This window comes from Stenotrophomonas sp. GW821-FHT01H02A (assembly GCF_059422145.1).
Genome location: NZ_JBWKWI010000005.1, coordinates 90,017 through 114,250, shown reverse-complemented (window position 1 = coordinate 114,250; position 24,234 = coordinate 90,017). Strand labels below are relative to the sequence as shown.

The 24,234-nt window shown below is 67.1% G+C and carries 21 protein-coding genes; 14 read left to right on the top strand and 7 right to left on the bottom strand.

Annotated features, from left to right (window positions below; genetic code table 11):
* The first annotated feature begins 3 nt into the window (after window positions 1-3).
* The 6 genes from lpxA (at window position 4) to AC07WC_RS09395 (ending at window position 8,808) form a co-directional block, all read left to right on the top strand.
* Window positions 4-795: an acyl-ACP--UDP-N-acetylglucosamine O-acyltransferase gene (gene lpxA, locus AC07WC_RS09420; RefSeq protein ID WP_346490483.1), complete on the top strand. Its 792-nt coding sequence runs from the start codon at window positions 4-6 to the stop codon at window positions 793-795.
* 59 nt (window positions 796-854) lie between these two features.
* The gene (gene lpxB, locus AC07WC_RS09415; protein WP_495209935.1) at window positions 855-2,072 is read left to right on the top strand and encodes a lipid-A-disaccharide synthase; all 1,218 of its coding nucleotides are present in this window, start codon (window positions 855-857) and stop codon (window positions 2,070-2,072) included.
* Window positions 2,069-2,731 (top strand): ribonuclease HII, encoded by a 663-nt coding sequence (gene rnhB / locus AC07WC_RS09410; protein WP_495209773.1) that lies wholly within the window; start codon window positions 2,069-2,071, stop codon window positions 2,729-2,731. The genes lpxB and rnhB overlap by 4 nt, the downstream gene beginning before the upstream one ends.
* Window positions 2,732-3,244: 513 nt before the next feature.
* Entirely contained in the window at window positions 3,245-6,826 is a 3,582-nt protein-coding gene (dnaE, locus tag AC07WC_RS09405; RefSeq protein ID WP_495209772.1) for a DNA polymerase III subunit alpha, read from the top strand.
* Window positions 6,827-6,862: 36 nt separating this feature from the next.
* The gene (locus tag AC07WC_RS09400; RefSeq protein WP_495209771.1) at window positions 6,863-7,735 is read left to right on the top strand and encodes a hypothetical protein; all 873 of its coding nucleotides are present in this window, start codon (window positions 6,863-6,865) and stop codon (window positions 7,733-7,735) included.
* Between the two features lie 113 nt (window positions 7,736-7,848).
* Window positions 7,849-8,808 carry an acetyl-CoA carboxylase carboxyltransferase subunit alpha gene (locus AC07WC_RS09395; protein ID WP_019184412.1) on the top strand — a complete coding sequence of 320 codons (960 nt, stop codon included), beginning with the start codon at window positions 7,849-7,851 and terminating at the stop codon, window positions 8,806-8,808.
* Window positions 8,809-8,911: 103 nt separating this feature from the next.
* Here the strand turns inward: AC07WC_RS09395 and AC07WC_RS09390 are convergent, their stop codons facing one another.
* Entirely contained in the window at window positions 8,912-9,367 is a 456-nt protein-coding gene (locus AC07WC_RS09390; protein ID WP_495209770.1) for a CopD family protein, read from the bottom strand.
* Window positions 9,368-9,527: 160 nt separating this feature from the next.
* Between AC07WC_RS09390 and AC07WC_RS09385 the strand changes: the two genes are divergently transcribed.
* Entirely contained in the window at window positions 9,528-10,124 is a 597-nt protein-coding gene (locus AC07WC_RS09385) for a class I SAM-dependent DNA methyltransferase (protein ID WP_495209769.1), read from the top strand.
* Window positions 10,125-10,221: 97 nt separating this feature from the next.
* On the top strand, window positions 10,222-11,538 hold the full coding sequence (locus AC07WC_RS09380; protein ID WP_495209768.1) for a polyhydroxyalkanoate depolymerase: 1,317 nt from the start codon (window positions 10,222-10,224) through the stop codon (window positions 11,536-11,538).
* A gap of 87 nt (window positions 11,539-11,625) precedes the next feature.
* On the opposite strand, the gene AC07WC_RS09375 is transcribed toward AC07WC_RS09380, so the two are convergent.
* Together AC07WC_RS09375 and AC07WC_RS09370 are read right to left on the bottom strand one after the other, a co-directional pair.
* Window positions 11,626-12,606, bottom strand: a complete 981-nt coding sequence (locus AC07WC_RS09375; protein ID WP_495209767.1) for a sensor domain-containing protein — start codon at window positions 12,604-12,606, stop codon at window positions 11,626-11,628.
* Window positions 12,603-12,968 (bottom strand): PadR family transcriptional regulator, encoded by a 366-nt coding sequence (locus tag AC07WC_RS09370; protein ID WP_019184417.1) that lies wholly within the window; start codon window positions 12,966-12,968, stop codon window positions 12,603-12,605. The genes AC07WC_RS09375 and AC07WC_RS09370 overlap by 4 nt, the downstream gene beginning before the upstream one ends.
* A gap of 150 nt (window positions 12,969-13,118) precedes the next feature.
* Between AC07WC_RS09370 and AC07WC_RS09365 the strand changes: the two genes are divergently transcribed.
* Window positions 13,119-14,018, top strand: a complete 900-nt coding sequence (locus tag AC07WC_RS09365) for a peptidylprolyl isomerase (RefSeq protein WP_495209766.1) — start codon at window positions 13,119-13,121, stop codon at window positions 14,016-14,018.
* A gap of 98 nt (window positions 14,019-14,116) precedes the next feature.
* On the opposite strand, the gene AC07WC_RS09360 is transcribed toward AC07WC_RS09365, so the two are convergent.
* The gene (locus AC07WC_RS09360; protein WP_495209765.1) at window positions 14,117-14,998 is read right to left on the bottom strand and encodes a DMT family transporter; all 882 of its coding nucleotides are present in this window, start codon (window positions 14,996-14,998) and stop codon (window positions 14,117-14,119) included.
* A 159-nt stretch (window positions 14,999-15,157) separates the two neighbouring features.
* Between AC07WC_RS09360 and AC07WC_RS09355 the strand changes: the two genes are divergently transcribed.
* A complete protein-coding gene (locus AC07WC_RS09355; RefSeq protein ID WP_495209764.1) occupies window positions 15,158-16,108 on the top strand; it encodes a LysR substrate-binding domain-containing protein in 951 nt (316 codons plus the stop codon).
* 87 nt (window positions 16,109-16,195) lie between these two features.
* A complete protein-coding gene (locus tag AC07WC_RS09350; protein ID WP_019184421.1) occupies window positions 16,196-16,489 on the top strand; it encodes a hypothetical protein in 294 nt (97 codons plus the stop codon).
* A gap of 48 nt (window positions 16,490-16,537) precedes the next feature.
* On the opposite strand, the gene AC07WC_RS09345 is transcribed toward AC07WC_RS09350, so the two are convergent.
* The gene (locus AC07WC_RS09345) at window positions 16,538-17,308 is read right to left on the bottom strand and encodes a DUF4349 domain-containing protein (RefSeq protein WP_495209934.1); all 771 of its coding nucleotides are present in this window, start codon (window positions 17,306-17,308) and stop codon (window positions 16,538-16,540) included.
* A gap of 156 nt (window positions 17,309-17,464) precedes the next feature.
* Between AC07WC_RS09345 and AC07WC_RS09340 the strand changes: the two genes are divergently transcribed.
* Complete coding sequence (locus AC07WC_RS09340) at window positions 17,465-19,273, top strand: DUF885 domain-containing protein (RefSeq protein ID WP_495209763.1); 1,809 nt, start codon at window positions 17,465-17,467, stop codon at window positions 19,271-19,273.
* 93 nt (window positions 19,274-19,366) lie between these two features.
* On the opposite strand, the gene smrA is transcribed toward AC07WC_RS09340, so the two are convergent.
* Both smrA and AC07WC_RS09330 read right to left on the bottom strand, forming a co-directional pair.
* Window positions 19,367-21,199 (bottom strand): multidrug efflux ABC transporter SmrA, encoded by a 1,833-nt coding sequence (smrA, locus tag AC07WC_RS09335; protein WP_495209762.1) that lies wholly within the window; start codon window positions 21,197-21,199, stop codon window positions 19,367-19,369.
* Window positions 21,200-21,288: 89 nt separating this feature from the next.
* Window positions 21,289-22,866: a serine hydrolase gene (locus AC07WC_RS09330; RefSeq protein WP_495209761.1), complete on the bottom strand. Its 1,578-nt coding sequence runs from the start codon at window positions 22,864-22,866 to the stop codon at window positions 21,289-21,291.
* 111 nt (window positions 22,867-22,977) lie between these two features.
* Between AC07WC_RS09330 and AC07WC_RS09325 the strand changes: the two genes are divergently transcribed.
* Together AC07WC_RS09325 and AC07WC_RS09320 are read left to right on the top strand one after the other, a co-directional pair.
* A complete protein-coding gene (locus AC07WC_RS09325) occupies window positions 22,978-23,418 on the top strand; it encodes a VOC family protein (RefSeq protein ID WP_495209760.1) in 441 nt (146 codons plus the stop codon).
* Window positions 23,415-24,233 carry a DUF72 domain-containing protein gene (locus AC07WC_RS09320; protein ID WP_495209759.1) on the top strand — a complete coding sequence of 273 codons (819 nt, stop codon included), beginning with the start codon at window positions 23,415-23,417 and terminating at the stop codon, window positions 24,231-24,233. Before AC07WC_RS09325 ends, AC07WC_RS09320 begins: the two co-directional genes overlap by 4 nt.
* Window position 24,234 lies beyond the last annotated feature (1 nt).

Below are 24,234 nucleotides of genomic sequence, written 5' to 3'. Positions count from 1 at the left end.
GCAATGAGTGACAACGCCCCTCTCATCCACCCCACCGCGGTCATCGACCCGTCGGCGACGCTGGCTGCGGATGTGCGCGTGGGTGCGTTCTGCCTGATCGGTGCGGACGTGGAGATCGGTGCCGGCACCGAGATCGGTCCGCACTGCTCGATCCACGGTCCGACCCGGATCGGCCGCAACAACCGTTTCATCGGCCATGCCGCGATCGGTGGCGAGCCGCAGGACAAGAAGTACAAGGGCGAGCGCACCGAACTGGTGATCGGCGATGACAACGTCATCCGCGAATTCGTCACCATCAACCGCGGCACCGCCGGTGGCGGTGGCATCACCACGGTCGGCAACGACAACTGGATGCTGGCCTACACCCACGTGGCGCACGACTGCCACGTCGGCGACCACTGCGTGTTCTCCAACAACACCACGCTGGCCGGCCACGTCACCGTGGGCGACTACGTGATCATCAGCGGCTTCGCCGGTGCCCACCAGTTCTGTCGCATCGGTGCCCACGCCTTCCTCGGCATGGGCGCGCTGACCAATGGCGACGTTCCGCCGTTCACCATGGTCGGCAGCGATACCCTGGGCCGCCCGCGCGGCATCAACAGCGAAGGCCTCAAGCGCCGGGGCTTCGACGCCGAGCGCATCGCCAGCATCAAGCGCGCCTACCGCACGCTGTACGTGGCCGGCCTGCCGCTGGCCGAAGCCAAGGTGCAACTGGCCGAACAGGCCACCCACAGCGCCGACGTGAAGGACCTGCTGGACTTCATCGAAAGCGCCGAGAGGCCCCTGCTGCGATGACGGGTCCAGGCGGCCATACCCCGGGCATCACGACCGCCGAGATCATTCCGCTCGCTGCGATGACGACCAGCGTCGAACAGACGCTGGCCGTGCGCACCTCCGAGCGGCCGGTGCGGATCGCCCTGGTGGCCGGGGAGGCCTCTGGCGACCTGCTCGGTGCCGGCCTCGTGCGCGAACTGCGCCTGCGATTCCCGAATGCCGAGTTCGCCGGCATCGGCGGCGACGCCATGCGCAGCGCCGGCTGCCAGACCTGGTTCGATGCCAGCGAACTGGCGGTGATGGGCCTGACCGAAATCCTGCGCCACCTGCCGCGCCTGCTCAAACTGCGTCGCGAGTTCCGCGCGCGTGCGCTGGAGTGGCAGCCGGACGTGTTCATCGGTATCGACGCACCCGACTTCAACCTCGGCGTCGAGCGCTGGCTGAAGGACCGCGGCATCCGCACCGTGCATTACGTCAGCCCTTCGGTCTGGGCCTGGCGCGAGAAGCGTGCCGAGAAGATCGGGGCCAGTGCCGACCTGGTGCTGTGCCTGTTCCCGATGGAGCCGCCGATCTACGCCAGGCACGGCGTCGACGCACGCTTCGTCGGCCACCCGATGGCCGATGACATCCCCCTGCACAACGACCGCGAGCAGGCCCGTGCCGAACTCGGCCTGCCCTCCAACGCGAAAGTGCTGGCGGTCCTGCCGGGCAGCCGCCTGGGCGAGATCGGCAAACTCGGCGAACCGTTCTTCGAAGCGGCCTGGCAGGTCTCCGAACGCATTCCCGGCCTGCACGTGGTGGTGCCGGCCGCCAACGCTGCCTGCCGCCAGTTGATCAGCGAACAGCTTTCCGCCTCGGCCCTGCCGGTCGCGCATTCGCACCTGCTGGACGGCAACGCGCGCACCGCGATGATCGCCGCCGACGTGGTCGTGCTCGCTTCCGGTACCGCCACCCTGGAAACGATGCTGGTCAAGCGCCCGATGGTGGTCGGCTACCGCGTCGCCGAACTGACCTACCGCATCGTCAAAGCGCTGGGCCTGCTCAAGGTCGACCGCTTTGCCCTGCCCAACATCCTGGCCGGCAAGGACCTCGCTCCGGAACTGATGCAGCACGACTGCACCCCGGACAAACTGGCCGCCGCGATCCTGCAGTGGTTCGACCATCCGCAGCGCGTGATCGACCTGCAGGACACCTACGAACGCCTGCACCTGCAACTGCGCCGCGATGCCTCCGCACGCGCCGCCGATGCGGTGACCGACCTGCTCGAACGCGGTCCCAGGGGCGGCCGCACCGCATGAGCCGCCGCCACGCCGCTGCCGCTTCGATGGCCCTGTTCGACGGCGCCGCCCTGGCCACCGTCGCCCCGCGCTATGTGGCCGGCGTCGATGAAGCCGGCCGCGGCCCGCTGGCCGGCCCGGTCGCCGTCGCCGCCGTGGTGTTCTGCCCCGACCGCCCACGCCTGAACGGCCTGGACGACTCCAAGCAGCTCACCGCCGCCCGCCGCGACCAGCTCTACGACAGGATCCTCGACCGCGCCCTGGCCTGGCATGTGGTGATGGTGGACGTCAGCGAAATCGACACGCTCAACATCTACCAGGCCACGATGCTCGGCATGCGCCGCGCCGTCGAAGGCGTCGCCCACGTCGCCCAGTTCGCCCGCATCGACGGCAACGTCGTCCCCAAAGGCCTGCCCTGCCCGGCCCAGGCCCTGGTCGGCGGCGATGCCCTCGACCGCGCCATCATGGCCGCCTCGATCCTCGCCAAAGTCAGCCGCGACCGCTTCATGCAGACCCTGCACGACGCCCACCCCGAATACGGCTTCGACCAGCACAAAGGCTACGGCACCCCCGCCCACCTTGCCGCCCTGCGCAGCCACGGCCCCTGCCCCCAGCACCGCCGCAGCTTCGCCCCCGTGCGCGCGTGCATGGAACCCGGACTCAGCCCCCTCCCCGCCTGAGCACTGCAACGGCTGGGCACCGCCCGGCACGGCCCCCTCAACACCCGGCGGCAGCTCGCCACTGGGCATCACCAAGGGTGGAAAGGTTGGCGGTTGCTCGCCACCGTGTACCAGCTATCTCTCGAGGCGTGACGGTTGCCTGCCTCTGCGCACCAGCACCCTGTCGAACGGTCGGCTGTTGCTTACCCCAACGCACCGGCCATCTATCGAAGGGGTGGCGGGGGTAGAGGCGCGGGACCGTTAGGCAGCATGGATGCTGCCTACGAGCTTACACGGACGTATTCACAGCGTGTCCCGCGACTCTGCCCCCGCCACCCCAGCCCGCAGCACCACGCCGACGCGCCGCTCCTGCACCTGCTCCACCCGCGCCAAACCCTGCAATCGCCGAAATCGCTGCAACCGCCTCAGGAAACCTGAACCCCACCGCCAACCCGCGCCCCCGCAACACCCCTGTCAAGCCTTGTTAGCGTCCACCACCACCGCTACCCTGACCGGGCATCACATTGGTTCGGCATGTCCACTTCCCGTTTCGTACATCTCCACGTCCACACCGAATTTTCGCTGGCGGATTCGACCATCCGTGTCCCGGCGAAGCCGGATCAGGCTGACCCGAAGAAAGCGAAGCAGGCCAACCTGCTCAGCCGCGCGGTCGAACTGAAACTGCCCGCACTGGCAGTGACGGATCTCAACAACCTGTTCGCGCTGGTCAAGTTCTACAAGGCCGCCGAAACCGTGGGCATCAAGCCCATCGCCGGCGCCGACATCATGATCGCCGAGGAAGGCATGACGCCCTGGCGCATGACCCTGCTCTGCCGTGACCGCGAAGGCTACCTAAGCCTTTCCAGGCTGCTCACCCGCGCCTGGATGGAAGGCCACCGCCCCGAAGGCGGCGTCGCCGTCCACCCCGACTGGCTCAAGGCCGGCTGCCACAACCTGTTTGCACTGGCCGGCCGCGACAGCCTCGCCGGGCGCCTGGCCGGTGATGGCCGCCATGACCTGGCCGAGCAGCAGCTGGCCGACTGGCAGCGCGTGTTCGGCGATGGCCTGCACCTGGAGCTGACCCGCACCGGCCGTGACGGCGAAGAAGCGTTCAACCAGTTCGCCCTGCAGGCCGCCGGCCAGCGCGGCCTGCCGGTGGTCGCCAGCAACGATGTGCGCTTCCTGCAGCCGGAAGACTTCAACGCCCACGAGGCGCGCGTGTGCATCTCCTCCGGCCGCGTGCTGGACGACCCCAAGCGCCCGCGCGACTACAGCGACCAGCAGTACCTCAAATCCGCCGAGGACATGTGCGCGCTGTTCGCCGACATCCCCGACGCGATCGACAACACGCTCGCGCTGGCCGAACGCTGCAACATCGAAATGCGCCTGGGCACCTACTTCCTGCCCAACTACCCGGTGCCCGAGGACGAAACCCTCGACAGCTGGATCTGCAGCGAATCGCGCAAGGGCCTGGAAGCACGCCTCGAAAAGAATCCGCTGGCACCGGGCAAAACCCGCGCCGAATACTTCGAGCGCCTCGAGTTCGAACTGGCCACCATCATCAAGATGGGCTTCCCCGGCTACTTCCTGATCGTGGCCGACTTCATCCAGTGGGGAAAAAACCAGGGCATTCCGATCGGTCCCGGCCGCGGTTCCGGTGCCGGCTCGCTGGTCGCCTGGGCACTGCAGATCACCGATCTGGATCCGATCCCGTACAACCTGCTGTTCGAGCGGTTCCTCAACCCCGAACGCGTGTCGATGCCCGACTTCGACATCGACTTCTGCATGGACCGCCGCGACGAGGTCATCGACTACGTCGCGCGTAAATACGGTCGCGACCGGGTCAGCCAGATCATCACCTACGGCACCATGGCGGCCAAGGCCGTGGTGCGCGACTCCGGCCGCGTGCTCGGCTTCCCGTACGGCCTGGTCGACGGCGTGTCCAAGCTGATCCCCAACATCCTGGGCATCTCGCTCAAGGACGCGATGGGCGAAGGCAAGGATTCGGAAATGGCCTCGCCGGAGTTGATCCAGCGCTACCAGAACGAAGACGATGTCCGCGACCTGATCGACCTGGCCCGCCAGCTCGAAGACCTCACCCGCAACGCCGGCAAGCACGCCGGTGGCGTGGTGATCGCGCCCGAACCGCTGGCCGAATTCTGCCCGCTGTTCGCCGAACATGACGAAGGCGGCCGCGGCCGCAACCCGGTCACCCAGTTCGACAAGAACGACGTCGAAGAAATCGGCCTGGTGAAGTTCGACTTCCTCGGCCTGCGCACGCTGACGATCATCGACTGGGCGGTCAAGGCGATCAACAAGCGGCACGAGCGCGCCGGCATTCCGCCGGTGGACATCACCGCGCTGCCGCTGGATGACGTGCCCACCTACAAGGACATCTTCGCCAACGGCAATACCGGTGCGGTGTTCCAGTTCGAATCCTCGGGCATGCGCCGCCTGCTGAAAGACGCGCGTCCCGACCGCTTCGAAGATCTGATCGCGCTGGTGTCGCTGTACCGCCCCGGCCCGATGGACCTGATTCCTTCCTTCAACGCGCGCAAGCACGGGCAGGAAGAAATCATCTATCCCGATCCGCGCACCGAAGCGATCCTGAAAGACACCTACGGCATCATGGTGTACCAGGAACAGGTGATGCAGATGGCGCAGATCGTGGGCGGTTACTCGCTCGGCGGCGCCGATCTGCTGCGCCGTGCGATGGGCAAGAAGGTGCCGGCCGAAATGGCCAAGCACCGCGAGATCTTCCGCGAAGGCGCGGCCAAGGACGGCGTCGTCGAAGCCAAGGCCGACGCCATCTTCGACCTGATGGAGAAGTTCGCCGGCTACGGCTTCAACAAGTCGCACGCCGCCGCCTACGCACTGGTCAGCTACCAGACCGCCTGGCTCAAGCGTCATTACCCGGCCGAGTTCATGGCCGCGACGCTGTCCTCGGACATGGACAACACCGACAAGGTGGTCGGCTTCCTGGCCGAAGTGCGCAACCTTGGCCTGACCGTGCTGCCGCCGCGCGTGAATGAATCGGCGTACATGTTTGAAGCCTCCAGCGCCGACACCATCGTGTACGGCCTGGGCGCGATCAAGGGCGTCGGCCAGGGTGCCTGCGAAGCGATCGTCGAAGAACGCCAGCGCGGCGGCCGTTATGCATCGCTGCTGGATTTCTGCATGCGCGCCGAATCCGGCAAGCTCAACCGCCGCACGCTGGAAGCGATGATCAACTGCGGGGCGATGGACGGGCTCGGCAAGAACCGCGCCTCGCTGATGCTGCAGCTGCCCGAAGTGCTCAAGGCCACCGACCAGATGGCGCGCGAGAAGGCCTCCGGCCAGAACTCGCTGTTCGGTGCGCCCGATCCGGTCACCACCGCGATGCAGCTGGAACTGCCCGAAGCCAAAGAGTGGGCGCTGGGCCAGCTGCTGGAAGGCGAACGCGAAACGCTGGGCTTCTACCTCAGCGGCCACCCGTTCGATCCCTACGCCGATGACGTCAAGGATCTGGTCGGCACCGACCTGGGCATGCTCGAGAAGCTGATCCCGCCGGCACGCCCCGGCAAGGATGGCGAGAAGCGCGCCTGGCGCCAGGAAACGCCGGTGATCCTCGCCGGCCTGGTGGTCGGTGTGCGCCGCAAGGGCGAAAGCCAGATCTTCATGCAGCTCGAAGACGGCAAGGGCCGGGTGGAGTGCAGCGCCTTCACCGATGGCCTGGCGGAGTTCGGCCACCTGATGACCAAGGACCGCATCCTGGTGGTCAAGGGCGGCCTGCGCGAAGACGAGTTCAACGGCGGCTACGCGCTGCGCATCCGCCAGGTCTGGGACTACGAAGACATCTGCGCCAACTACGCCACGCGCCTGTCGCTGCGGCTGGACCTGCGCCAGGACGGTGCGGTGTGGAACCGCGTCAACGCCCTGCTCGACCGGCACCGCCCCGGGCGTACGCCGCTGCGCCTGGACCTGCTGCTGGGTTCGGAGCAGGGCCCGGTGGCCGGCATGCTCGATGTCGCCGGCGAGATCGCCGTGCGCGTGGACAGCCAGCTGGTCGACGCGCTGCGCGCCGATCCGGCGGTCCGCACGGTGAAAGTGCGCTACAGCCCGCCCTGGGCCAACTGATTTCCTTTTTTTCTGTTGCAACACAGGTGTTTTGTTTTGATCAAGCGTTTTACCGGGCTGCTGATCGCAGCCGCCGCCCTCACCGGCTGTTCCAGCCCCGCCCAGACCTTCGAGATCGACAATCCGGGTGATACGCCGCTGACCCTGCGCATCGATGGCAACGAACTGCCGATCGCCGCGCACGCCTCGCGCCCGGTCAAGCTCAAGCCCGGAGAGCATCACCTGCAGACCGACCGCCTCGGCGACGTGCGCTTCATCGTCTACGCCAAGGGCAAGGGTGGCTTGATCAACCCGACCCTGGCCGAGTACGTGATCGCCAACGAGATCTACGTCACCGACGAAGACAAGCTGAAGAACTTCGGCAGCCTGAACAACCAGATCGAGCTGGGCGGCGTCAACTTCGAGGGGCCGTACCAGAGCACCCACGACCTGTTCATCGACAAGACCTGGAACTTCGGCGTCCACGAGTCCTTCCCGGAGGTGCAGACCGTGGTCCACGTGGACGCCAGCGGCGGCCGGATCAACGCCAAGATCTTCACCGCCCCGGCCTTCATCGACTACGTTGAAGACAACCTGGGCGACCCCGGCGTCTATGTACGCCACCAGCCCAAGGGCTACGTCGCGCCCACCTACGCGCTGGAAGCCGCCCCGACCGCCCTGCCTGCGCTGGATCCCGCCTTCGAGGCCCATGCCGGTCCGTTGCGCGAGCTGTACACCCGCTACCTGCATGCCACCACCGCCGATGCGCAGCTGCAGCTCCAGCAGGAGGCCTTCCAGGCGCAGATGGCCTTCACCGCCGCGACCGCCACGCTGGGCTCGGGCCTGTCCAAGGAGGCCAACGAGGGCTACAACACCTTCGTCCGGACCCGCAGCACGCTGATGGGCAGCGCGGCGCTGGTCGTGCCCTGACCTGACTGGCGCCCCTGGCCCCGCTGCGCTACCGTCGGTTTCCAGACGACGGCGTACGGGGCTTTTCGGCGCATTCGGCTACACTTTCCCTCTTTTCTTCACGACGGTTTCCGATGAATCCGAACTACCTCGACTTCGAGCAACCCATCGCTGATCTGGAGGCGAAGATCCAGGAACTGCGCAGCGCCAGCGCCGGACCTGCGGTCAATGTCGAGGCCGAGGTCAATGCCCTGCAGGACAAGCTGCGGGTGCGCACCGCGCAGATCTTCCGCAACCTGACCTCCTGGCAGGTCCTGCAGCTGGCCCGGCATCCGTCCCGCCCGTACACCGAGGACTACATCCGCATCATCTGCGATGAGTTCCAGGAACTGGCCGGCGACCGCGCCTTCGCCGACGACAAGGCGATCATCGGCGGCCTGGCCCGTATCGGTGGCCGCTCGGTGATGCTGATCGGCCATCAGAAAGGCCGCGACACCAAGGAAAAGATCAAGCGCAACTTCGGCATGCCCAAGCCGGAGGGCTACCGCAAGGCACTGCGCCTGATGAAGATGGCCGAACGCTTCGGCCTGCCGGTGCTGACCCTGATCGACACCGCCGGTGCCTGGCCGGGTATCGACGCCGAATCGCGCGGCCAGTCCGAAGCGATCGCGCGCAACCTGATGGAAATGGCCGAACTGAAGGTGCCGGTGGTCTGCACCGTGATCGGTGAAGGCGGCTCCGGTGGCGCACTGGCGCTGGGCGTGGGCGACCGCACCGTGATGCTGGAATACAGCGTGTACTCGACCATCAGCCCGGAAGGCTGCGCCTCGATCCTGTGGAAGGACCCGGCCAAGGCCAAGGACGCCGCCGAGCAGCTCGGCCTGACCGCCCCGCGCCTGAAGAGCCTGGGCCTGGTCGACAAGGTCGTGCGTGAGCCGACCGGTGGCGCGCACCGCAACCCGAACCAGATGGCCAAGCGCCTGAAGGCCGTGTTGCTCAACGAGCTGGACGTACTGGAAAAGCTGCCGGTCGATGAGCTGCTGCAGAAACGTTACGAGCGCCTGCGCAGCTACGGGACCTACGAAGTAGCCTGACCGGGCTGCGGCGCAAACGAAAAAGCCGGACGCGCAAGCGCCCGGCTTTTTTCGTGGACGATGGGTAGTGCAGGCCCCAGCGACCGGAACCGCCGTGGATCGCTTAGAACGGCTTGGCGATCACCAGCCATACCACGCCGATGAACAGCACCAGCGGCAGTTCGTTGAACCAGCGCAGCGCACGCGAGGACGGCAGCGCTTTGCCCTTCACCGCGCCCTTCAGCAACCGCCCGGTCCACGAGTAGTACACCAGCAGCAGCACCACCAGGCCGAGCTTGGCATGCAGCCAGCCCGCCGCCCCGGGGGCGACCATGGTCGGGAAGTCCGGAATCACGCGATAGCCCAGCCACAGCACCACGCCCAGGATCAGCGCGAAGCCGAACATCATGTGGCCGAACTTGTACAGGCGCAGGCCCATCAGCTGCAGCCGTTCGGTCACCGGCAGCTGGCCGGCGGTCTCGCTGAGGTTGACCAGGATCCGGGGCAGATAGAACACCGCCGCCATCCACGCCACCACGAACAGCAGGTGGAAGGTCTTGACCCAGTAATAGGACTGCATGCGCTTGCTCCCGCGGCTGGCGTAGATTAGCCGCCATTCTCGCATGCCCGGTAGGGCCACCCCATGGGTGGCTGACGCGACCAATCGCCACACCTCAACGACGCATCCGCGCGCGCCACGCCGTACGATAGGCGCCGCTTTCGCCCACGTGCAGATCCCCATGGACAAAACCTACGACGCCGCCTACTTCCAGCGCTGGTACCAGCCCGACCAGACCGGTGGCGCCGCGCGCCTGGCGCGCAAGGTGGCACTCGCCGTGGCCAGCGCCGAGTACTACCTGGAGCGCCCGATCCGCAGCGTGCTCGATATCGGCTGCGGCGAAGGCGCCTGGCGCGCGCCGCTGCTCAAGCTGCGCCCGCGCGTGCAGTACCTGGGCTTCGACAGCAGCGACTACGCGGTGCACCGCTACGGCCGCAGCCGCAACCTGCACCCGGCCAAGGTCGGCGATTTCGCCTGGCTGCGCCCGTGCGCGCCGGTCGATCTGCTGATCTGCTCGGACGTGATGCACTACGTGCCCAGCCGCGAACTGCGCCCGGCACTGGAAGGCTTCGCCGAACTCAGCGCCGGCGTCGCGTTCCTGGAGGCGTTCACCGCCGAGGACGAGTTCGAGGGTGACCACGAAGGCTTCCAGTCACGCCCCGCACGCTGGTACCGCAGCCAGCTCAAACGCGTGGGTTTCACTGCGCTGGGATCGCACTGCTGGCTGTCGCCGGCCTTGGGCGGTCATGCAGCGGCACTGGAACGCGGCGCGCCCTGAGTCTCGATAACAAATGAGACAGGACCCGCATTAACGCGCCCGCGCGACGGGTGCGCTATGCTGCGCGGCAACATAAGACCATACATATTTGGACGTCATGCTATATCAGCTGCATGAGTTGACCCGCAACCTGCTCGCCCCGTGGGTGCACCAGGCCCAGGCCAACGCGAAGTTCTTCGCCAATCAAGGTCATTGGTGGTCGCAGATGCCCGGCGCGGATCGCCTGGCCGCTGTGAACGAGCTGTTCCACCGCATCGGCAAGGATTACGAGAAGCCCGAGTGGGGCATCAACGAAATCGACGTCGAGGGCGAACGCGTGCCGATCGTCGTCCACGAAGAAATCAGCAAGCCGTTCTGCAAGCTGCTGCGCTTCAAACGCCACAGCAACGAAGCCGACCAGCTGCACACGATGCTCAACCAGCCGTTCGTGCTGGTGGTGGCGCCGCTGTCCGGCCATCACGCCACGCTGCTGCGCGATACCGTGCGCACCCTGCTCCGCGACCACCGCGTGTATGTGACCGACTGGGTCGATGCGCGCATGGTGCCCGGCAGCGAAGGCGAATTCGGGCTGGATGATTACATTGCCTATGTGCAGGAATTCATCCGCCACCTCGGTGCGGAGAAGCTGCACGTGGTCAGCGTCTGCCAGCCGACCGTACCGGTGCTTGCCGCCGTCTCGCTGATGGCCAGCCGCGGCGAAACCACGCCGCGTTCGCTGGTGATGATGGGCGGCCCGATCGATGCGCGCTGCAGTCCGACCGCGGTCAACAACCTGGCCACGCAGAACCCGATGGCGTGGTTCGAGAACAACGTCATCCATACCGTGCCGGCCACCTTCCCGGGTGCAGGCCGCCGCGTGTATCCGGGCTTCCTGCAGCATGCCGGCTTCCTGTCGATGAATCCGAGCCGCCATTTCAGTTCGCACTGGGATTTCTATGCCGACCTGGTCAAGGGCGACATGGAAGACGCCGACGCGCACCGCCGTTTCTACGACGAGTACAACGCCGTGCTCGACATGCCGGCCAAGTACTATCTGGATACGATCCGCGTGGTCTTCCAGGAATTCCTGCTGCCGCGCGGCGAGTGGTACGTGCAGGGTGAACGCGTGGATCCCAGCGCGATCACCGGCACCGCGCTGCTGAGCATCGAAGGCGAGCTGGACGATATCGCCGGCCTCGGCCAGACCGAAGCGGCGCAGGAACTGTGCACCGGCATTCCGGCCGGACACCGCGAGCATTTCATCGTGGAAGGCGCCGGCCACTACGGCATTTTCAGCGGCCGCCGCTGGCGCGAAACGGTCTACCCGAAGGTGCGCGATTTCTTCGCGGCGCATGCGCAGACCGTGGCCAGCAAGCCGAAGAAGGCCGCGAAGATCGCCAGCAACGTGACGCCGCTGCGGCGTAAAGCGGGCTGAGCGATCCGTACTGACCCACGGTCGGTACCCCGCAGCGCCGGTAGGTGACGACCGTTGGTCGTCACCCTCGCCATCCTCGTGTCCCGTTTACAGCCGCACCAGCAGGTGCTTGGCCATCATCCCGTGCAGGCGGCCGATGCCGCGGGCCAGGTGCAGCGTGGCGAACAGCAGCAGCACGCCGACCACGGCCAGCAGCGGCGTGACCCAGACCGGCAGCAGCTGGCTGCCGTCGAACTGGAGCGCCACGTAGTCGCTGGAGAACAGCGCCGCCACCGGTGCCCAGATGAAGCCGATCGAGGTCGACAACAGCGTGGTGGCGATCGTGAAGTAGAGGATGCCCAGCGGCAGCATCATCACGAAGTACAGCAGGGTCAGCCAGGTACGGCCATCGGTGAACATGTCGCCGATCCGCTGCAGCCAGCTGCGGCTGCGGTCGGAATACGTCGGCCGGCGTGGCATGCGCTCGCCCAGCAGGGCTTCCACCAGGCGACCTTCCAGCAGCGACAACCCACGCACCGAACCGAAGAACAACACCGCCACCGGGATACCGATGATCAACACCATCAGGCCCAGCGACAGCGACAGGCCGGTCACCACCCAGGTGAAGAAGAAGGTGCCGGTGGCCAGCGACAGCAGCATGTAGAACAGCGCGCCGTAGGTGCGGGCCTCCAATGCGACGCCGAAGAAGCTGGCCAACGCCGAGCGCGGCCTGGGCGGGGACTGCGGCGGTGCTACGGCACCCATGCCGGGGGTGTTGACTGCGGACTGACGCAGCGGCGCCGCGCCGGCGCTGGGCGTGCGCAGCGCGCGGTTCACCGTGATCTCGGTTTCGCGGTAGATCTCGGCTACTTCTTCCGGCGCCCCGTAGCTGCCGGCGACATCGGCGATCACCTCGGCCTCGCTGCGGCCCGGCTGTGCCGCCAGTTCCGAGCGCAGGTATTCCTCGGCGTCGTAGAGCGCGTCCTGCACCATCGCCGGATCGGCGTCGTGCAGTGCCGCACGCAGTTGGGCCAGATACGCGGGAATGGTGGTCGGCAAGGCCCGACCGGCCACGGACTCGATGTTCATTCGGTTACCCCTTCCAGGACGGAATCGACGGAATCACGGGTGGCACGCCACGCGGCGGTCCAGTGCCGGAGCACTTCGCGCCCCGTGTCATTGATGCGGTAGTAGCGACGCGGCGGACCGGCCACCGACGGTTCAACATGGCTTTCCAGCAACCCGGCCCCTTCCAGGTTGCGCAGCACCGGGTACAGCGCGCTCTGCTTGCCGCTCAGCACGCCCTCGCCGACCCGCTCCAGCTCCTTGGCGATCAGGTAGCCATAGAGCGGCTCGCCGGCCTTGGCCAGGACCGCCAGCAGGGCCAGGGAGACCGTGCCGGAGCTGAGCTCTTTCTGGAACTTCTTGAGGTGGACCTCGTGGTCGCTCATGGCGGTCTCCGCTAGCGTGGAGTCCACACTAGTCCGAAGTTCGCTATAGCGGATGTGTCGTTAGTCACCGTGCCGGTTGGGCATGCCCGGCTGGCGGTGGCCGGCGTGCTTCGCGCACAATCGGAGCACATCTTCCTGAACGGGTCTGCCATGTCGCCACGTCGTCCTGCCCTGCTCGCCCTCGCCCTGGCCTCCCTGCTGCCCAGCCTGGCCAGTGCGGCTACGCCCTACCGCAGCCCGCAGCAGATCCTGGACGCCTCGCCGGACAGCGACTGGCGTACACCGGATCCGGCTAACCTGCTGTACATGAACCTGCCCGCCGGCCGGGTCATCATCGAACTGGCCCCGGCATTCGCTCCGCAGCACGTGGCCAACATCCAGACCCTGGCCCATGAGCATTTCTGGGATGGCGAGAGCATCTATCGCGCGCAGGACAATTTCGTGGTGCAGTTCGGCGATGCCGACGCCGATGATGCGGCCAAGGCAAAGCCGCTCGGCAGCGCCAAACCGAAGCTCCCGGCCGAGTTCCAGCGCGACAGCAAGGGACTGAAGGTCAGCCTCCTGCCCGATCGTGACGGCTGGGCCGACCAGACCGGCTTCGTCGATGGCTTTCCGGTGGGCCAGGACCGCAAGGACGGCAAGACCTGGCTGGCCCATTGCTATGGCGCGCTGGGCGCTGGCCGCAACAACGAAGAAGACAGCAGCATCGGAGCCGAGCTGTACGTCGTGACCGGGCAGTCACCGCGCCAGCTGGACCGCAACATCACCGTGGTCGGCCGCGTGCTGCAGGGCATGGAACTGCTCAGCGCCCTGCCGCGCGGCCCGGCACCGATGGGCTTCTACGCCGATCCGGCGCAGCGCACCGCGATCCAGTCGATCCAACGTGCCAGCGATGTGCCGGCCGCGCAGCGACCGAAGCTGCAGGTGCTGCGCACCGATTCGAAGACGTTCGCCGACGCGACCGAAGCACGCCGCAACCGGGTCGATGACTTCTACAAGCGCCCGGCCGGTCACATCGACCTGTGCAACATCCCGGTGCCGGTGCGATAAGGCCGAGCCACCGGCGCGTTGAACGTGCATGGTGTTGGACATGCAGGTCTCGGTAGTGCCGGCCGCTCGCGGGCCGATCGCCTCCGCGGAAGCGATCTCTATCGCTTCTGCGACGCCGCCACGCTGCCAAGGATCAGCACACCCGCCACGATCATCGCGCCGGTCACCGGTTCGCCCAGGAACAACCAGGCGAACAACGCGCCGAACATCGGCACCAGATAGGTCACGGTCGAGGCGCGCGCCGGGCCGATGCGGGCGATCAGGCGGTAGAACATCAGGAACGCCAGGCCGGTGCAGACCACGCCCAGCGCGATCGCGCAGGCCCAGGACAGCACCGGGATCGGGGCGGTCGGCCAATGGGTCAGCGCCATCGGCAGCAGCAGGATCGCCGCGCAGCCGAGCGTGGCCCCGGCGGAGGCCGCCGGCGGCAGGCCGGTCATGTGGCGCTTCACCAGGTTGACGCCCAGGCCGTACAGCAGCGCCGCCAGCGCGCCGGCCACCACCGCGGCCCCGATGCTCAGGCCGGAGACCTTGGCCGTGGCCAGCACCACCACCCCGGCGAAGCCGACCAGCAGGGCGATCGCGCGGCGCATGCCGATCTTTTCGCCGAAGAACAGGAAGGCGATCAGCGCAGCAAACAGCACGGTCATCGCGTTGCAGATCGCCCCGATCGCGGCTGGAGCGCGCTGGGCGGCCCAGGCGAACAGCACGAACGGAATGGCCGAATTGATCAGACCGATCGGCGCCAGCCACAGCCACCGGCGCGCCGGGAACTGCGCCCGCGCCTGCCACAGGAACGGCAGCAGCACGAGCGCACCGAGCAGCAGCCGGACCTCCACCAGCGCATACGGTCCGAACGCCGGCACGGCCACGCGCATGAACAGGAACGAGCAGCCCCAGATCGCGCCGAGCACGGTCAGTTCCAGCGGCGTACGCCAGTCACGCTCTACCGTGCCTGCGGCCAGCGGCGCCCCGCTCACGGCCGGCCTCCGGAGGAACGCTGACACGCAGGGCGAGCGGTAAGGGACGGCAACATGCGCGTGAATCCAGGGAGGAAGGGCGACAGCATCCGCCTGCCGTCGCGCGCCCACAAGCGCGTAGTATCCGTGCAAGCCACAAATATGATTTGGGTCTCGACCATGATCCTTCGCCCTGCCCTGCTGCCCGCGCTGGGGGTGTTCGCAGTTGCCGCACGCCACCAGAATTTCGCCCACGCCGCCCAGGAACTGCACCTCACTGCCAGCGCGGTCAGTCACCATGTGCGCCGCCTGGAAGAACTGCTCGGCACGGTCCTGTTCCAGCGCCACGCGCGCGGTGTGCGGCTCACCGCCGAAGGCCGCCAGCTCGCCGACGCGGCGGCCGCAGCGCTGAGCGACCTCAACGCCGTGGCCGGCAACCTGCACCCGCAGGCGGATGTCGTGCCGCTGCGGGTCACCACCATCCGCTCGCTGTCGTACTGCTGGCTGATCCCGCGCCTGCCACGCTTTAGCCGGCAGCACCCGCGGATGCGCATCGAGCTGCAGACCAGTACCGAACTGGTGCGCTTCGACGAGAGCGGCCCGGAACTCGGTATCCGTTACGGCCTCGGCCAATGGCCGGGCCTGGCGGCCCATCACCTGATGGACGACGAACTCTGTCCGGTCGCCTCACCGGCGCTGCCGGGGGTCTCGGCACTGCGCGAACCGGCGCAGATCGCCGCGCTGCCCCTGCTCGGCGACATGTCGCCGCAGGGCTGGCGCGACTGGTTCCGCGCGGCCGGCGTGCGCGGGCTGGACCTGCCCTCGCTGCACACCTTCAGCGACAGCACCGATGCGATGCGTGCGGCGGTCTACGGTATCGGCGCGGTGCTGGCGCGCAAGCACATCGCGCAACCCTATCTGCAGCGCTACGAGCTGGTACGCCTGCCCGGGCCGGCCCTCAAAGCGCGCTATGCCTACTACATCGTGCACGCCGAGCACCGCCCGCTCAGCCCCACTGCCCAGGCCTTCATGGACTGGCTCAAGCGCGAGGCACAGGAGGAACGCACGCCGCTGCCGGCAATGCCCGATGAACTGCTGGGCCTCCCGCCCGCGGATGGCACGCACGACTGAACCGGACGCCACGACCCGGCGCGCATCCTCACCCGACCTTTTCCGTCCGCTGGCTAGGCTGGAATCCCTTTCCCCGAGGCTTGACCCATGGCCCTGTTGCGACTGCGAATCACCGGCACCGAAGACGATGCACGTGCCATCACCGACCTGCTGCAGAGCATCGAGGGGATCGAACACGTCGAAGAGACCGACGACCTGATGCCGCACATGGACGACGACGATTCCAGCTCGGCCGGGCTGTCCGACGACATCGGCCCGGGCACGCACGAACTGGAAGTGGAAGTGGGCAACGCGCTCGGCGCCCAGCGCGTGCGTGATGCCGTGCAGGAACTGGCGCTGGAGCTGGATGTCTTCGTCGAGTACGAGCAGGACGAAGGCTGATCCCACCGTCGTGCCGCGCCTGTCCGCGCGGCACGACAGGCGCCACGGTCAGCGCGCGGCCGGCGCAGCCTTGCGGCGCTTGCGACGGCGCCACAGCGCCATGACCACGGCCCCCAATGCCCATGCCACCACGGCGACCGGCAGCAGTGCCGCCACCGCGCGGATCACGAACGCGATGCTGGTGGTGAAGATCGACCCGAACTCACTGACCGCCTTGCCGATCTCGCTGCGGCTGCGCTGCCCTGCCGGACCCTCGAAGCGCATCGTCACCAGTTGGGTATCGATCCGGCGACGCTGCTGCGCCGCATCCTTGTTGGCCTGTTCCAGCCCCGCTTCGATCTCGGCCATGCGTTGAGACACCGCCAGCAGATCGGCGACCTTCATGTCGCTGCGCTGCTGATACGCCTGCAACTGGGCATGCTCCTTCTGCAGCCGTGCCTGGGTCAGCGCGGTGTCGGCGACCTGCTGGGCCAGATCTTCGGCATGGGTATTGCGCGAGGCCACATCGCCGCCTTCGCCGGCCAGCGCGATGATCGATTCGACGCCCTTCGGCGCGATGCGCACGCGGATCGAGCCCGAGCGGGTCTCACCGCCCTCCTCGCCCACCTGCAGCACGGCGCAGTCGCCGAACCGGTTGCTCTGGCAAGCCTCGGAGACCGCCTTGACCCGTTCGCTGATGCGTTTGGCATCGAGCTGGATGCGGACGTCGTGCTCATAGGCCAGGAACGCGCCTTCCGGTGACGCAACCGCCCCGGCAGCCGCATCGGCCGCGTAGTCCTGCCCGCTGCGGCCACAGGCCACCAGGCCCAGCAGCAGCATCCCCGCCAGCCCGGCGCGGGCCCGTCCTGTCCATCCAGTCACAGTGCAACTCCATCCAATGCGGTGATCTTCACGGCGCATGGTAATCCAATGGCACGGGGACAAAGGGGGCCATCGGCCCTATGCTCGGGGATTGTCCCCAGTACAGGAACACCGATGCGCCAGCATCTGCTTGCCCTCGCCCTGATCGCCGCCCTTGGTGGCTGCCAGCAGGCTGACTCCCCGACGCCCGCCACCGGCACCGAAGCGGCCGCTCCGGCCGGCGATGCCGCGGTCGATGCGGCCTTCGCCGACCTGTCCAAGCGCGCCCTGGATACCTGGATGCAACTGTCCCCGATCAGCGCCACGCAGATCGGCGACCACCGCTACGACAGCGAGATCGACGACCTCAGCGCCGCCGGCCAGCAGAACGTGCTGACCGCGTACAAGGCCCTGCTCGCCGACCTGGACAAGATCGACGTCAGCAAGCTCTCGCGCGAGAACCAGGTGGACGCGGCGATCCTGCGCAACCAGCTGCAGTCCGAAGTCTGGACCGCTGAAGTGCTGCAGTCGCCGAAATGGGATCCGCAGATGTACAACGGCATGGCCGGCAGCGCGCTGTACGGCCTGATGGCACGTGAGTTCGCCCCGCTGCCGGAGCGCCTGAAGTCGGCCACCGCGCGCATGGAGAAACTGCCGCAGATCTTCGCCCAGGCCCGTGAGAACCTGGACCCGGCCCGCGTGCCGAAGATCCATGCCGAAACCGTGGCCAAGCAGAACCGCGGCATCCTGAGCATCGTCGATACCTTCATCACCCCGCATATCGGTGAGCTGCCGGCCGAAGACCAGAGGCGTCTGCAGGCTGCGATCGAGGGCCTGAAGAAGGCCGTCGACGAACAGCAGACCTGGCTGGACAAGACCCTGGTGCCGAACGCCAAGGGCGACTTCCGCATCGGTGCGGACCTGTATGACCAGAAGCTCAAGTTCGCCCTGAACTCCTCGCTCTCGCGCGCCGAGATCGGCGAGCGTGCGCGCGCCGAACTCAAGCGCGTGCGCCAGGACATGTACGGCATCGCGCAGACCGTGCTCAAGGACAAGCCAGGCGCCCCGGCGCTGCCGGCCAACCCGAGCGATGAACAGCAGCAGGCCGCGATCGAAGCCGCGCTGGAGCTGGCCTATGCCGACAAGCCGGCCCGCGACAAGGTGGTCGACGACGCCAAGGCCGCGCTGGAGCAGTCCACCGAATTCGTGCGCAAGCATGACCTGATGACGCTGCCCGATTCGCCGGTCGACATCATCCTGATGCCGGAATTCCAGCGTGGCGTAGCCGTGGCCTACTGCGATTCGCCGGGTCCGCTCGACAAGAACCTGAAGACCTTCTACGCGGTCTCGCCGATCCCGGACGACTGGACCGACAAGCAGGTCGATTCGTTCCTGCGCGAATACAACAGCCGCATGATCCACCTGCTCAGCATCCACGAAGGTACCCCGGGCCACTACCTGGAAGGCTGGCACTCGGGCAAATTCCCGTCCACGTTGCGCGCGGTCCTGCGTTCGGGTCTGTTCGCCGAAGGCTGGGCGGTCTACACCGAGCGGATGATGCAGGAGCAGGGTTACCTGGACAACGATCCGCTGTTCCACCTGGTGCAGCTGAAGTTCTACCTGCGCACCATCTCCAACGCGATCCTGGACCAGGGCGTGCACGTGGACAACTGGACGCGTGAGCAGGCGATGCACCTGATGACCCACGACGCCTTCCAGCAGGAAAGCGAAGCCTCGGGCAAGTGGGTGCGTGCGCAGCTGACCTCCGCACAGCTGCCGACCTACTTCGTGGGTGCGCAGGAACACTTCGACACCCGCAAGGCCGTGCAGGAAAAACAGGGCGCGAAGTTCAACCTGAAGGCCTACCACGACCAGATGCTGTCCTACGGTGCCCCGCCGGTGCGCTTCGCGCGCCAGCTGATGCTGGACCAGCCGATCGAGTAAGTACTGCCTCGTTCCTCGTCAGACAGGCAAACGGCCCGGGGTGACCCGGGCCGTTCTTTCATCTGCCGGGCACGCATCGCGCCCGCCCGGGGGTTACGCGTCGGCAGCCACGAATCCACCGGTCTGCCGCGCCCACAGGCGTGCATACAAGCCGCCGGCCGCGATCAGGTCGGCATGCGTGCCGGTTTCCACGATGCGGCCCTGGTCCATCACCACCAGCCGGTCCATGCGCGCGATGGTGGACAGCCGGTGCGCGATCGCGATGACCGTCTTGCCGGCCATCAGCTCGTCCAGGTTGTCCTGGATCGCCGCTTCCACTTCCGAATCCAGTGCCGAGGTCGCCTCGTCCAGCACCAGGATCGGCGCGTCCTTGAGCAGCACCCGCGCGATCGCGATGCGCTGGCGCTGGCCACCGGACAGCTTCACCCCGCGCTCGCCGACGTGGGCGTCATAGCCCTGCCGACCTTCGCCATCGCGCAGTGTGTCGATGAAGGCCGACGCCCGTGCCTTGGCCACTGCGGCATGCAGTTGTTCCTCGCTGGCATCGGGTCGCCCATAGAGCAGGTTGTCGCGGATCGAACGATGCAGCAGCGAGGTGTCCTGGGTGACCACGCCGATCTGCCGGCGCAGGCTTTCCTGGGTGACACCGGCGATGTCCTGGCCGTCGATGCGGATCTGCCCGCTTTCCAGGTCGTACAGGCGCAGCAGTACGTTGACCAGGGTCGACTTGCCAGCCCCCGAGGGGCCGACCAGGCCGATCTTCTCGCCCGGCTTCACCTGCAGGTCCAACCCGGCGATCACGCCACCGCTTTTGCCGTAGTGGAAATGGATGTGATCGAAATGCACCCCGCCCTGGCTGACCACCAGCGGCACGGCATCGGCGCGGTCCTGCACGGTCAGCGGCTGGGAGATGGTGGTGATGCCGTCCTGCACCGTGCCGATGTCCTCGAAGATGCCGTTGATCGTCCACATGATCCAGCCGGACATGTTGTGGATGCGGATCACCAGGCCGGTGGCCAGGGTGATCGCACCGACCGTGATGTGTCCGCCGTTCCACAGCCACAGTGCCAGGCCGCAGGTGCCCACGATCAGGAAACCGTTGACGATGGCGATGGTCACTTCCAGCCCGGTGGTGACCCGGGTCTGGCCACGGTGCTTGACCGCCAGCTCGTCGATCGCCTCGGCCACGTACGCCTGCTCGCGACCACCATGGGCGAACAGCTTCAGCGTGGGCACGTTGGTGTAGCCATCCACGATGCGCCCCATCGCCTTGGAGCGCGCTTCGGAGGCGATCCACGCGCGCTCTTTGGCCCGTGGCACGAAGTACCACATGATCACCGCGTAACCGGCCATCCACAGCCCCAGCGGAATCATCAGCCGCCAGTCGGCCTGCGCGAACAGATACAGCGCGGTACCGGTGTAGACGATGATGTACCAGAGCGAGTCCACCATCTGCACGGCCGATTCGCGCAGCGAGGTCCCGGTCTGCATGACCCGGTTGGCCATGCTGCCGGCGAAATCGTTCTGGAAGAAGCTCAGGCTCTGCCGCACCACGTAGTTGTGCATCAGCCAGCGCGAGCGGTTGCTCAGCCCCGGCACGATCGCCTGGTTGACCAGCAGGCTGTGCAGTGAGACCAGCAGCGGCCGCGCGACCAGGGTGATGCCGGCCATCCACAGCAACGTGTCGGCATGCCGGGCAAAGAAGCCAGTGCCGGGCTGCTCGGCCACCATGTCGACGATGCGGCCGAGGAAGTCGAACATCGCCACTTCCACCAGGGCCAGCAGCAGGCCGGCGATCAACGTGGCCAGCAGCACCGGCCACACCGGACGCAGGTAGTGGATGTAGAACGGCACCACCTTGCGCGGTGGCATGCGCCCATCGATCGGCGGGAAAACCGGAATCAGCGATTCGAACCAGCGGAACATCGCAGTGCACCGAAAACAAAACAGGCCGCGATTATCCCACCGCGGCCTGCTGTTTTACTCTCGCCCTCATCACACGGGAGCGACGGGGATCAGCCGGTGCTGTCGGGTGCGATCGGGGTCAGCAGCAGGTCCTGGAAATCGAAGCTGAAATCAGTGAGCGAGGACGCCGCCTGCATGCGCACCTCGCGGACCTTGCCGTCGGGATCCAGGCTGAAGTTCACGAACGCATCGGCGTTGAGCGAACGGTCGTCCCAGCGCACCAGGAAGGTGTCGTGCTGCCAGTGTTCCAGCGTGCCGATCAACTGCGCGGTCTTGCCGAAGCGCAGGCGCAGCTTGCCGCCGCGCTGTTCAACGAATACGTCGCCGTACCACGCGTCGCGGTAACCGCCCGCATAGCGTGCCAGCGGCAGCGACGGCCTGGATTTCGCATCGCGTGCGGCCTGGTGCCTGGCCCAGCCCTCGTCGGCCTTCTCCTGCGACTTGGCCACGGCGGCCGCATAGGCGGCGACCCAATCGGTGGCCGGCGCCTTCAGGTACGCATCCAGCGCTTCCATCGTGATCGCATTGAATGCCGCCCCCACTTCCTGGTTGGTCAGCACCACGATGCCCAGGTTCTGTTCGGGCACCAGCGTCACGCGCGAGACCATGCCCGGCCAGCCGCCGGTGTGCCAGACCAGTTTCTGGCCACGGTAATCACTCAGGCTCCAACCTTCACCGTACCCGGCGAAATTCGGCCGTGCCGCCGCCAGCTGCGGCACGCTCGGTTCGGGCACGACCTGCGGGGTGATCATCTGCCACATCGCCTGCTGGGTCTTGGCGGTGAACAACGGCTGGCCGTTCTCCAGCTTGCCCTGGGCCAGCTGCACGTTCATCCAGCGCGCCATGTCATGCACGCTGGAGTAGATCCCGCCGGCGCCGGCATTGTTGGACCAGGTCAGCGGCGCGACGGTGCGCAACTGGCTGAAATCATGTTTGGCGTGACCAACCGCGGCGTTGTCGCCCGGCTGGAGATGGTCCGCGTTGTAGCGCGTACCGCGCATGCCCACCGGGGTGAAGATGTGCTGTTGCAGGAAGTCCGCATAGGTCTGCCCGGATACCTGCTCGATCACCTGCTGGGCAACCGCGTAGAGAATGTTGTCGTAGGCGTAGCGATCACGGAACCCGGCCTTCAGCGGCACCTTGCCCAGCCGCTGCACGACCTCCTGGTTGCTGTAGGAGGTGGTCGGCCAGAACAGCAGGTCGCCGGCGCCCAGGCTCAGGCCGCTGCGGTGCGAAAGCAGGTCGCGGATGCGCATTTCGCCGGTCACATACGGATCGGACATGCGGAAGCCGGGCAGATGATCGATCACGCGATCGTCCATCTTGAGCTTGCCCTGCTCGGCCAGCAGGTTCAGCGAGGTGGCGGTGAATGCCTTGGTGTTGGAGGCGATCGCGAACAACGTATCGGCCTGCACCGGGTCCGGCTTGCCCAGCTCGCGCACGCCGTAGCCGCGCTCCATCACCACCTTGCCATCCTTGACCACCGCCACGGCGATACCGGGGATGTCGAACTCGCTGCGGGCGCGTTCGATGGTGGCGTCCAGCCGCTGCAGTTCGGCCGGTACGGCGGCCGATGCCAAGGGTGCGCATGCGAGCAGCACGGCGCCTCCGATCCAGGATGTGTTCAAACAGTGTCTCCGGTTGCGTGTGGCGGGGGCGTCGAGGGTGCCGATGCCCCGGTTTCGCACGATGGTAACGCGGCCCGGATCAGGCTCGCCTGTGCCAGAAGGAGGCCCGCCATGACCGCGCCCGCCGAGACCACCGCCACCATCGTTCCGTGCCTGCGCTACCGCGATGCACACGCCGCGATCGCCTGGCTGCAGCGCGCGTTCGGCTTCCAGCAACACGCGGTGTACGCCGAAGGCGATACCGTCCACCATGCCCAGCTGGTGTATGGCCACGGCATGATCATGCTGGGCTCGGTCGACAACGCCAGCGAATGGGGCCGCTACAGCGTGCACCCGGACGAGGTCGGCGGCCGCCAGACCCAGAGTGCCTGCGTGATCGTGGCCGACCCGGATGCACACCATGCGCGCGCCGTTGCCGCCGGTGCGCAGATCGTGATCGACATCGCCGACCAGCTTTACGGGGGACGCGGTTACGCCTGCCGCGATCTGGAAGGCTATCTATGGTGGTTCGGCAGCTACGACCCTTGGGCCGACCACGCGGGCAGCGCATGAGCGCACCGCCCGGCACCATCCGCACCGGCATCGGCGGCTGGGTCTTCCCGGCGTGGCGCGGCGGCACGTTCTATCCCGCCGGGCTGCCGCAACGCGAAGAACTGGCGCATGCCAGCCACCAGCTCGGCTGCATCGAGATCAACAGCACGTTCTACCGCGCGCAGAAGCCAGCCATCTATGCGCAGTGGCGCGAGCAGACGCCCGAGGGCTTCCGCTTCTCGGCCAAGGCGCCGCGTACGATCACCCAGACCCATGACCTGACCACCGTCGGCGAACGTGCCGAGCGCTTCATCGAGGGCATCAGCGCCCTGGAGGATCGGTTGGGCCCCCTGATCTGGCAGTTCGGGGAAAGCCATCCGGCCGCTGCAGCCGAGTTCGATGCGTTCCTGGGCATGCTGCCGCGCAAGGTCGCCGGCCACCGCCTGCAGCACGCCCTGGAAGTGCGCAACCCCGCCGCGTGGACGCCGGAGCTGTTGGCCGCCGCCCGCGCCCACGGTGCCGCACTGGTGTTCAGTGGCTCGGACGAGTACCCCAGCTTCGCCGACCCGACCACGGACTTCATCTATGCACGGCTGATGCGCTCGCGCGCCAACCTGCGTGCCGGCTACCCGGCGCGGGCCATGGAGCAGTGGTGCCTGCGGGCGATGCGGTGGGCACGCGGCGAAGACAATCCGGACCTTCCCCACCTCGCCGGCGACGTCGCCGCGCAACCACCGCGCGAGGTCTATGTGCTGTTCATCGGTGCCGCCAAGCAGCGCAATCCGGGCGCGGCGATGGCGCTGCGCGACCAGCTGCAGCAGCTCGGCGGCGGGTGAC

Excerpts from the sequence above, each read along its gene's own strand:
- lpxA (WP_346490483.1), top strand. The coding sequence starts at position 4 with ATGAGTGACAACGCCCCTCTCATCCACCCCACCGCGGTCATCGACCCG.
- lpxB (WP_495209935.1), top strand. The coding sequence starts at position 855 with ATGACGACCAGCGTCGAACAGACGCTGGCCGTGCGCACCTCCGAGCGG.
- rnhB (WP_495209773.1), top strand. The coding sequence starts at position 2,069 with ATGAGCCGCCGCCACGCCGCTGCCGCTTCGATGGCCCTGTTCGACGGC.
- dnaE (WP_495209772.1), top strand. The coding sequence starts at position 3,245 with ATGTCCACTTCCCGTTTCGTACATCTCCACGTCCACACCGAATTTTCG.
- AC07WC_RS09395 (WP_019184412.1), top strand. The coding sequence starts at position 7,849 with ATGAATCCGAACTACCTCGACTTCGAGCAACCCATCGCTGATCTGGAG.
- AC07WC_RS09390 (WP_495209770.1), bottom strand. The coding sequence starts at position 9,367 with ATGCAGTCCTATTACTGGGTCAAGACCTTCCACCTGCTGTTCGTGGTG.
- AC07WC_RS09385 (WP_495209769.1), top strand. The coding sequence starts at position 9,528 with ATGGACAAAACCTACGACGCCGCCTACTTCCAGCGCTGGTACCAGCCC.
- AC07WC_RS09380 (WP_495209768.1), top strand. The coding sequence starts at position 10,222 with ATGCTATATCAGCTGCATGAGTTGACCCGCAACCTGCTCGCCCCGTGG.
- AC07WC_RS09375 (WP_495209767.1), bottom strand. The coding sequence starts at position 12,606 with ATGAACATCGAGTCCGTGGCCGGTCGGGCCTTGCCGACCACCATTCCC.
- AC07WC_RS09370 (WP_019184417.1), bottom strand. The coding sequence starts at position 12,968 with ATGAGCGACCACGAGGTCCACCTCAAGAAGTTCCAGAAAGAGCTCAGC.
- AC07WC_RS09365 (WP_495209766.1), top strand. The coding sequence starts at position 13,119 with ATGTCGCCACGTCGTCCTGCCCTGCTCGCCCTCGCCCTGGCCTCCCTG.
- AC07WC_RS09355 (WP_495209764.1), top strand. The coding sequence starts at position 15,158 with ATGATCCTTCGCCCTGCCCTGCTGCCCGCGCTGGGGGTGTTCGCAGTT.
- AC07WC_RS09350 (WP_019184421.1), top strand. The coding sequence starts at position 16,196 with ATGGCCCTGTTGCGACTGCGAATCACCGGCACCGAAGACGATGCACGT.
- AC07WC_RS09345 (WP_495209934.1), bottom strand. The coding sequence starts at position 17,308 with ATGCTGCTGCTGGGCCTGGTGGCCTGTGGCCGCAGCGGGCAGGACTAC.
- AC07WC_RS09340 (WP_495209763.1), top strand. The coding sequence starts at position 17,465 with ATGCGCCAGCATCTGCTTGCCCTCGCCCTGATCGCCGCCCTTGGTGGC.
- smrA (WP_495209762.1), bottom strand. The coding sequence starts at position 21,199 with ATGTTCCGCTGGTTCGAATCGCTGATTCCGGTTTTCCCGCCGATCGAT.
- AC07WC_RS09325 (WP_495209760.1), top strand. The coding sequence starts at position 22,978 with ATGACCGCGCCCGCCGAGACCACCGCCACCATCGTTCCGTGCCTGCGC.
- AC07WC_RS09320 (WP_495209759.1), top strand. The coding sequence starts at position 23,415 with ATGAGCGCACCGCCCGGCACCATCCGCACCGGCATCGGCGGCTGGGTC.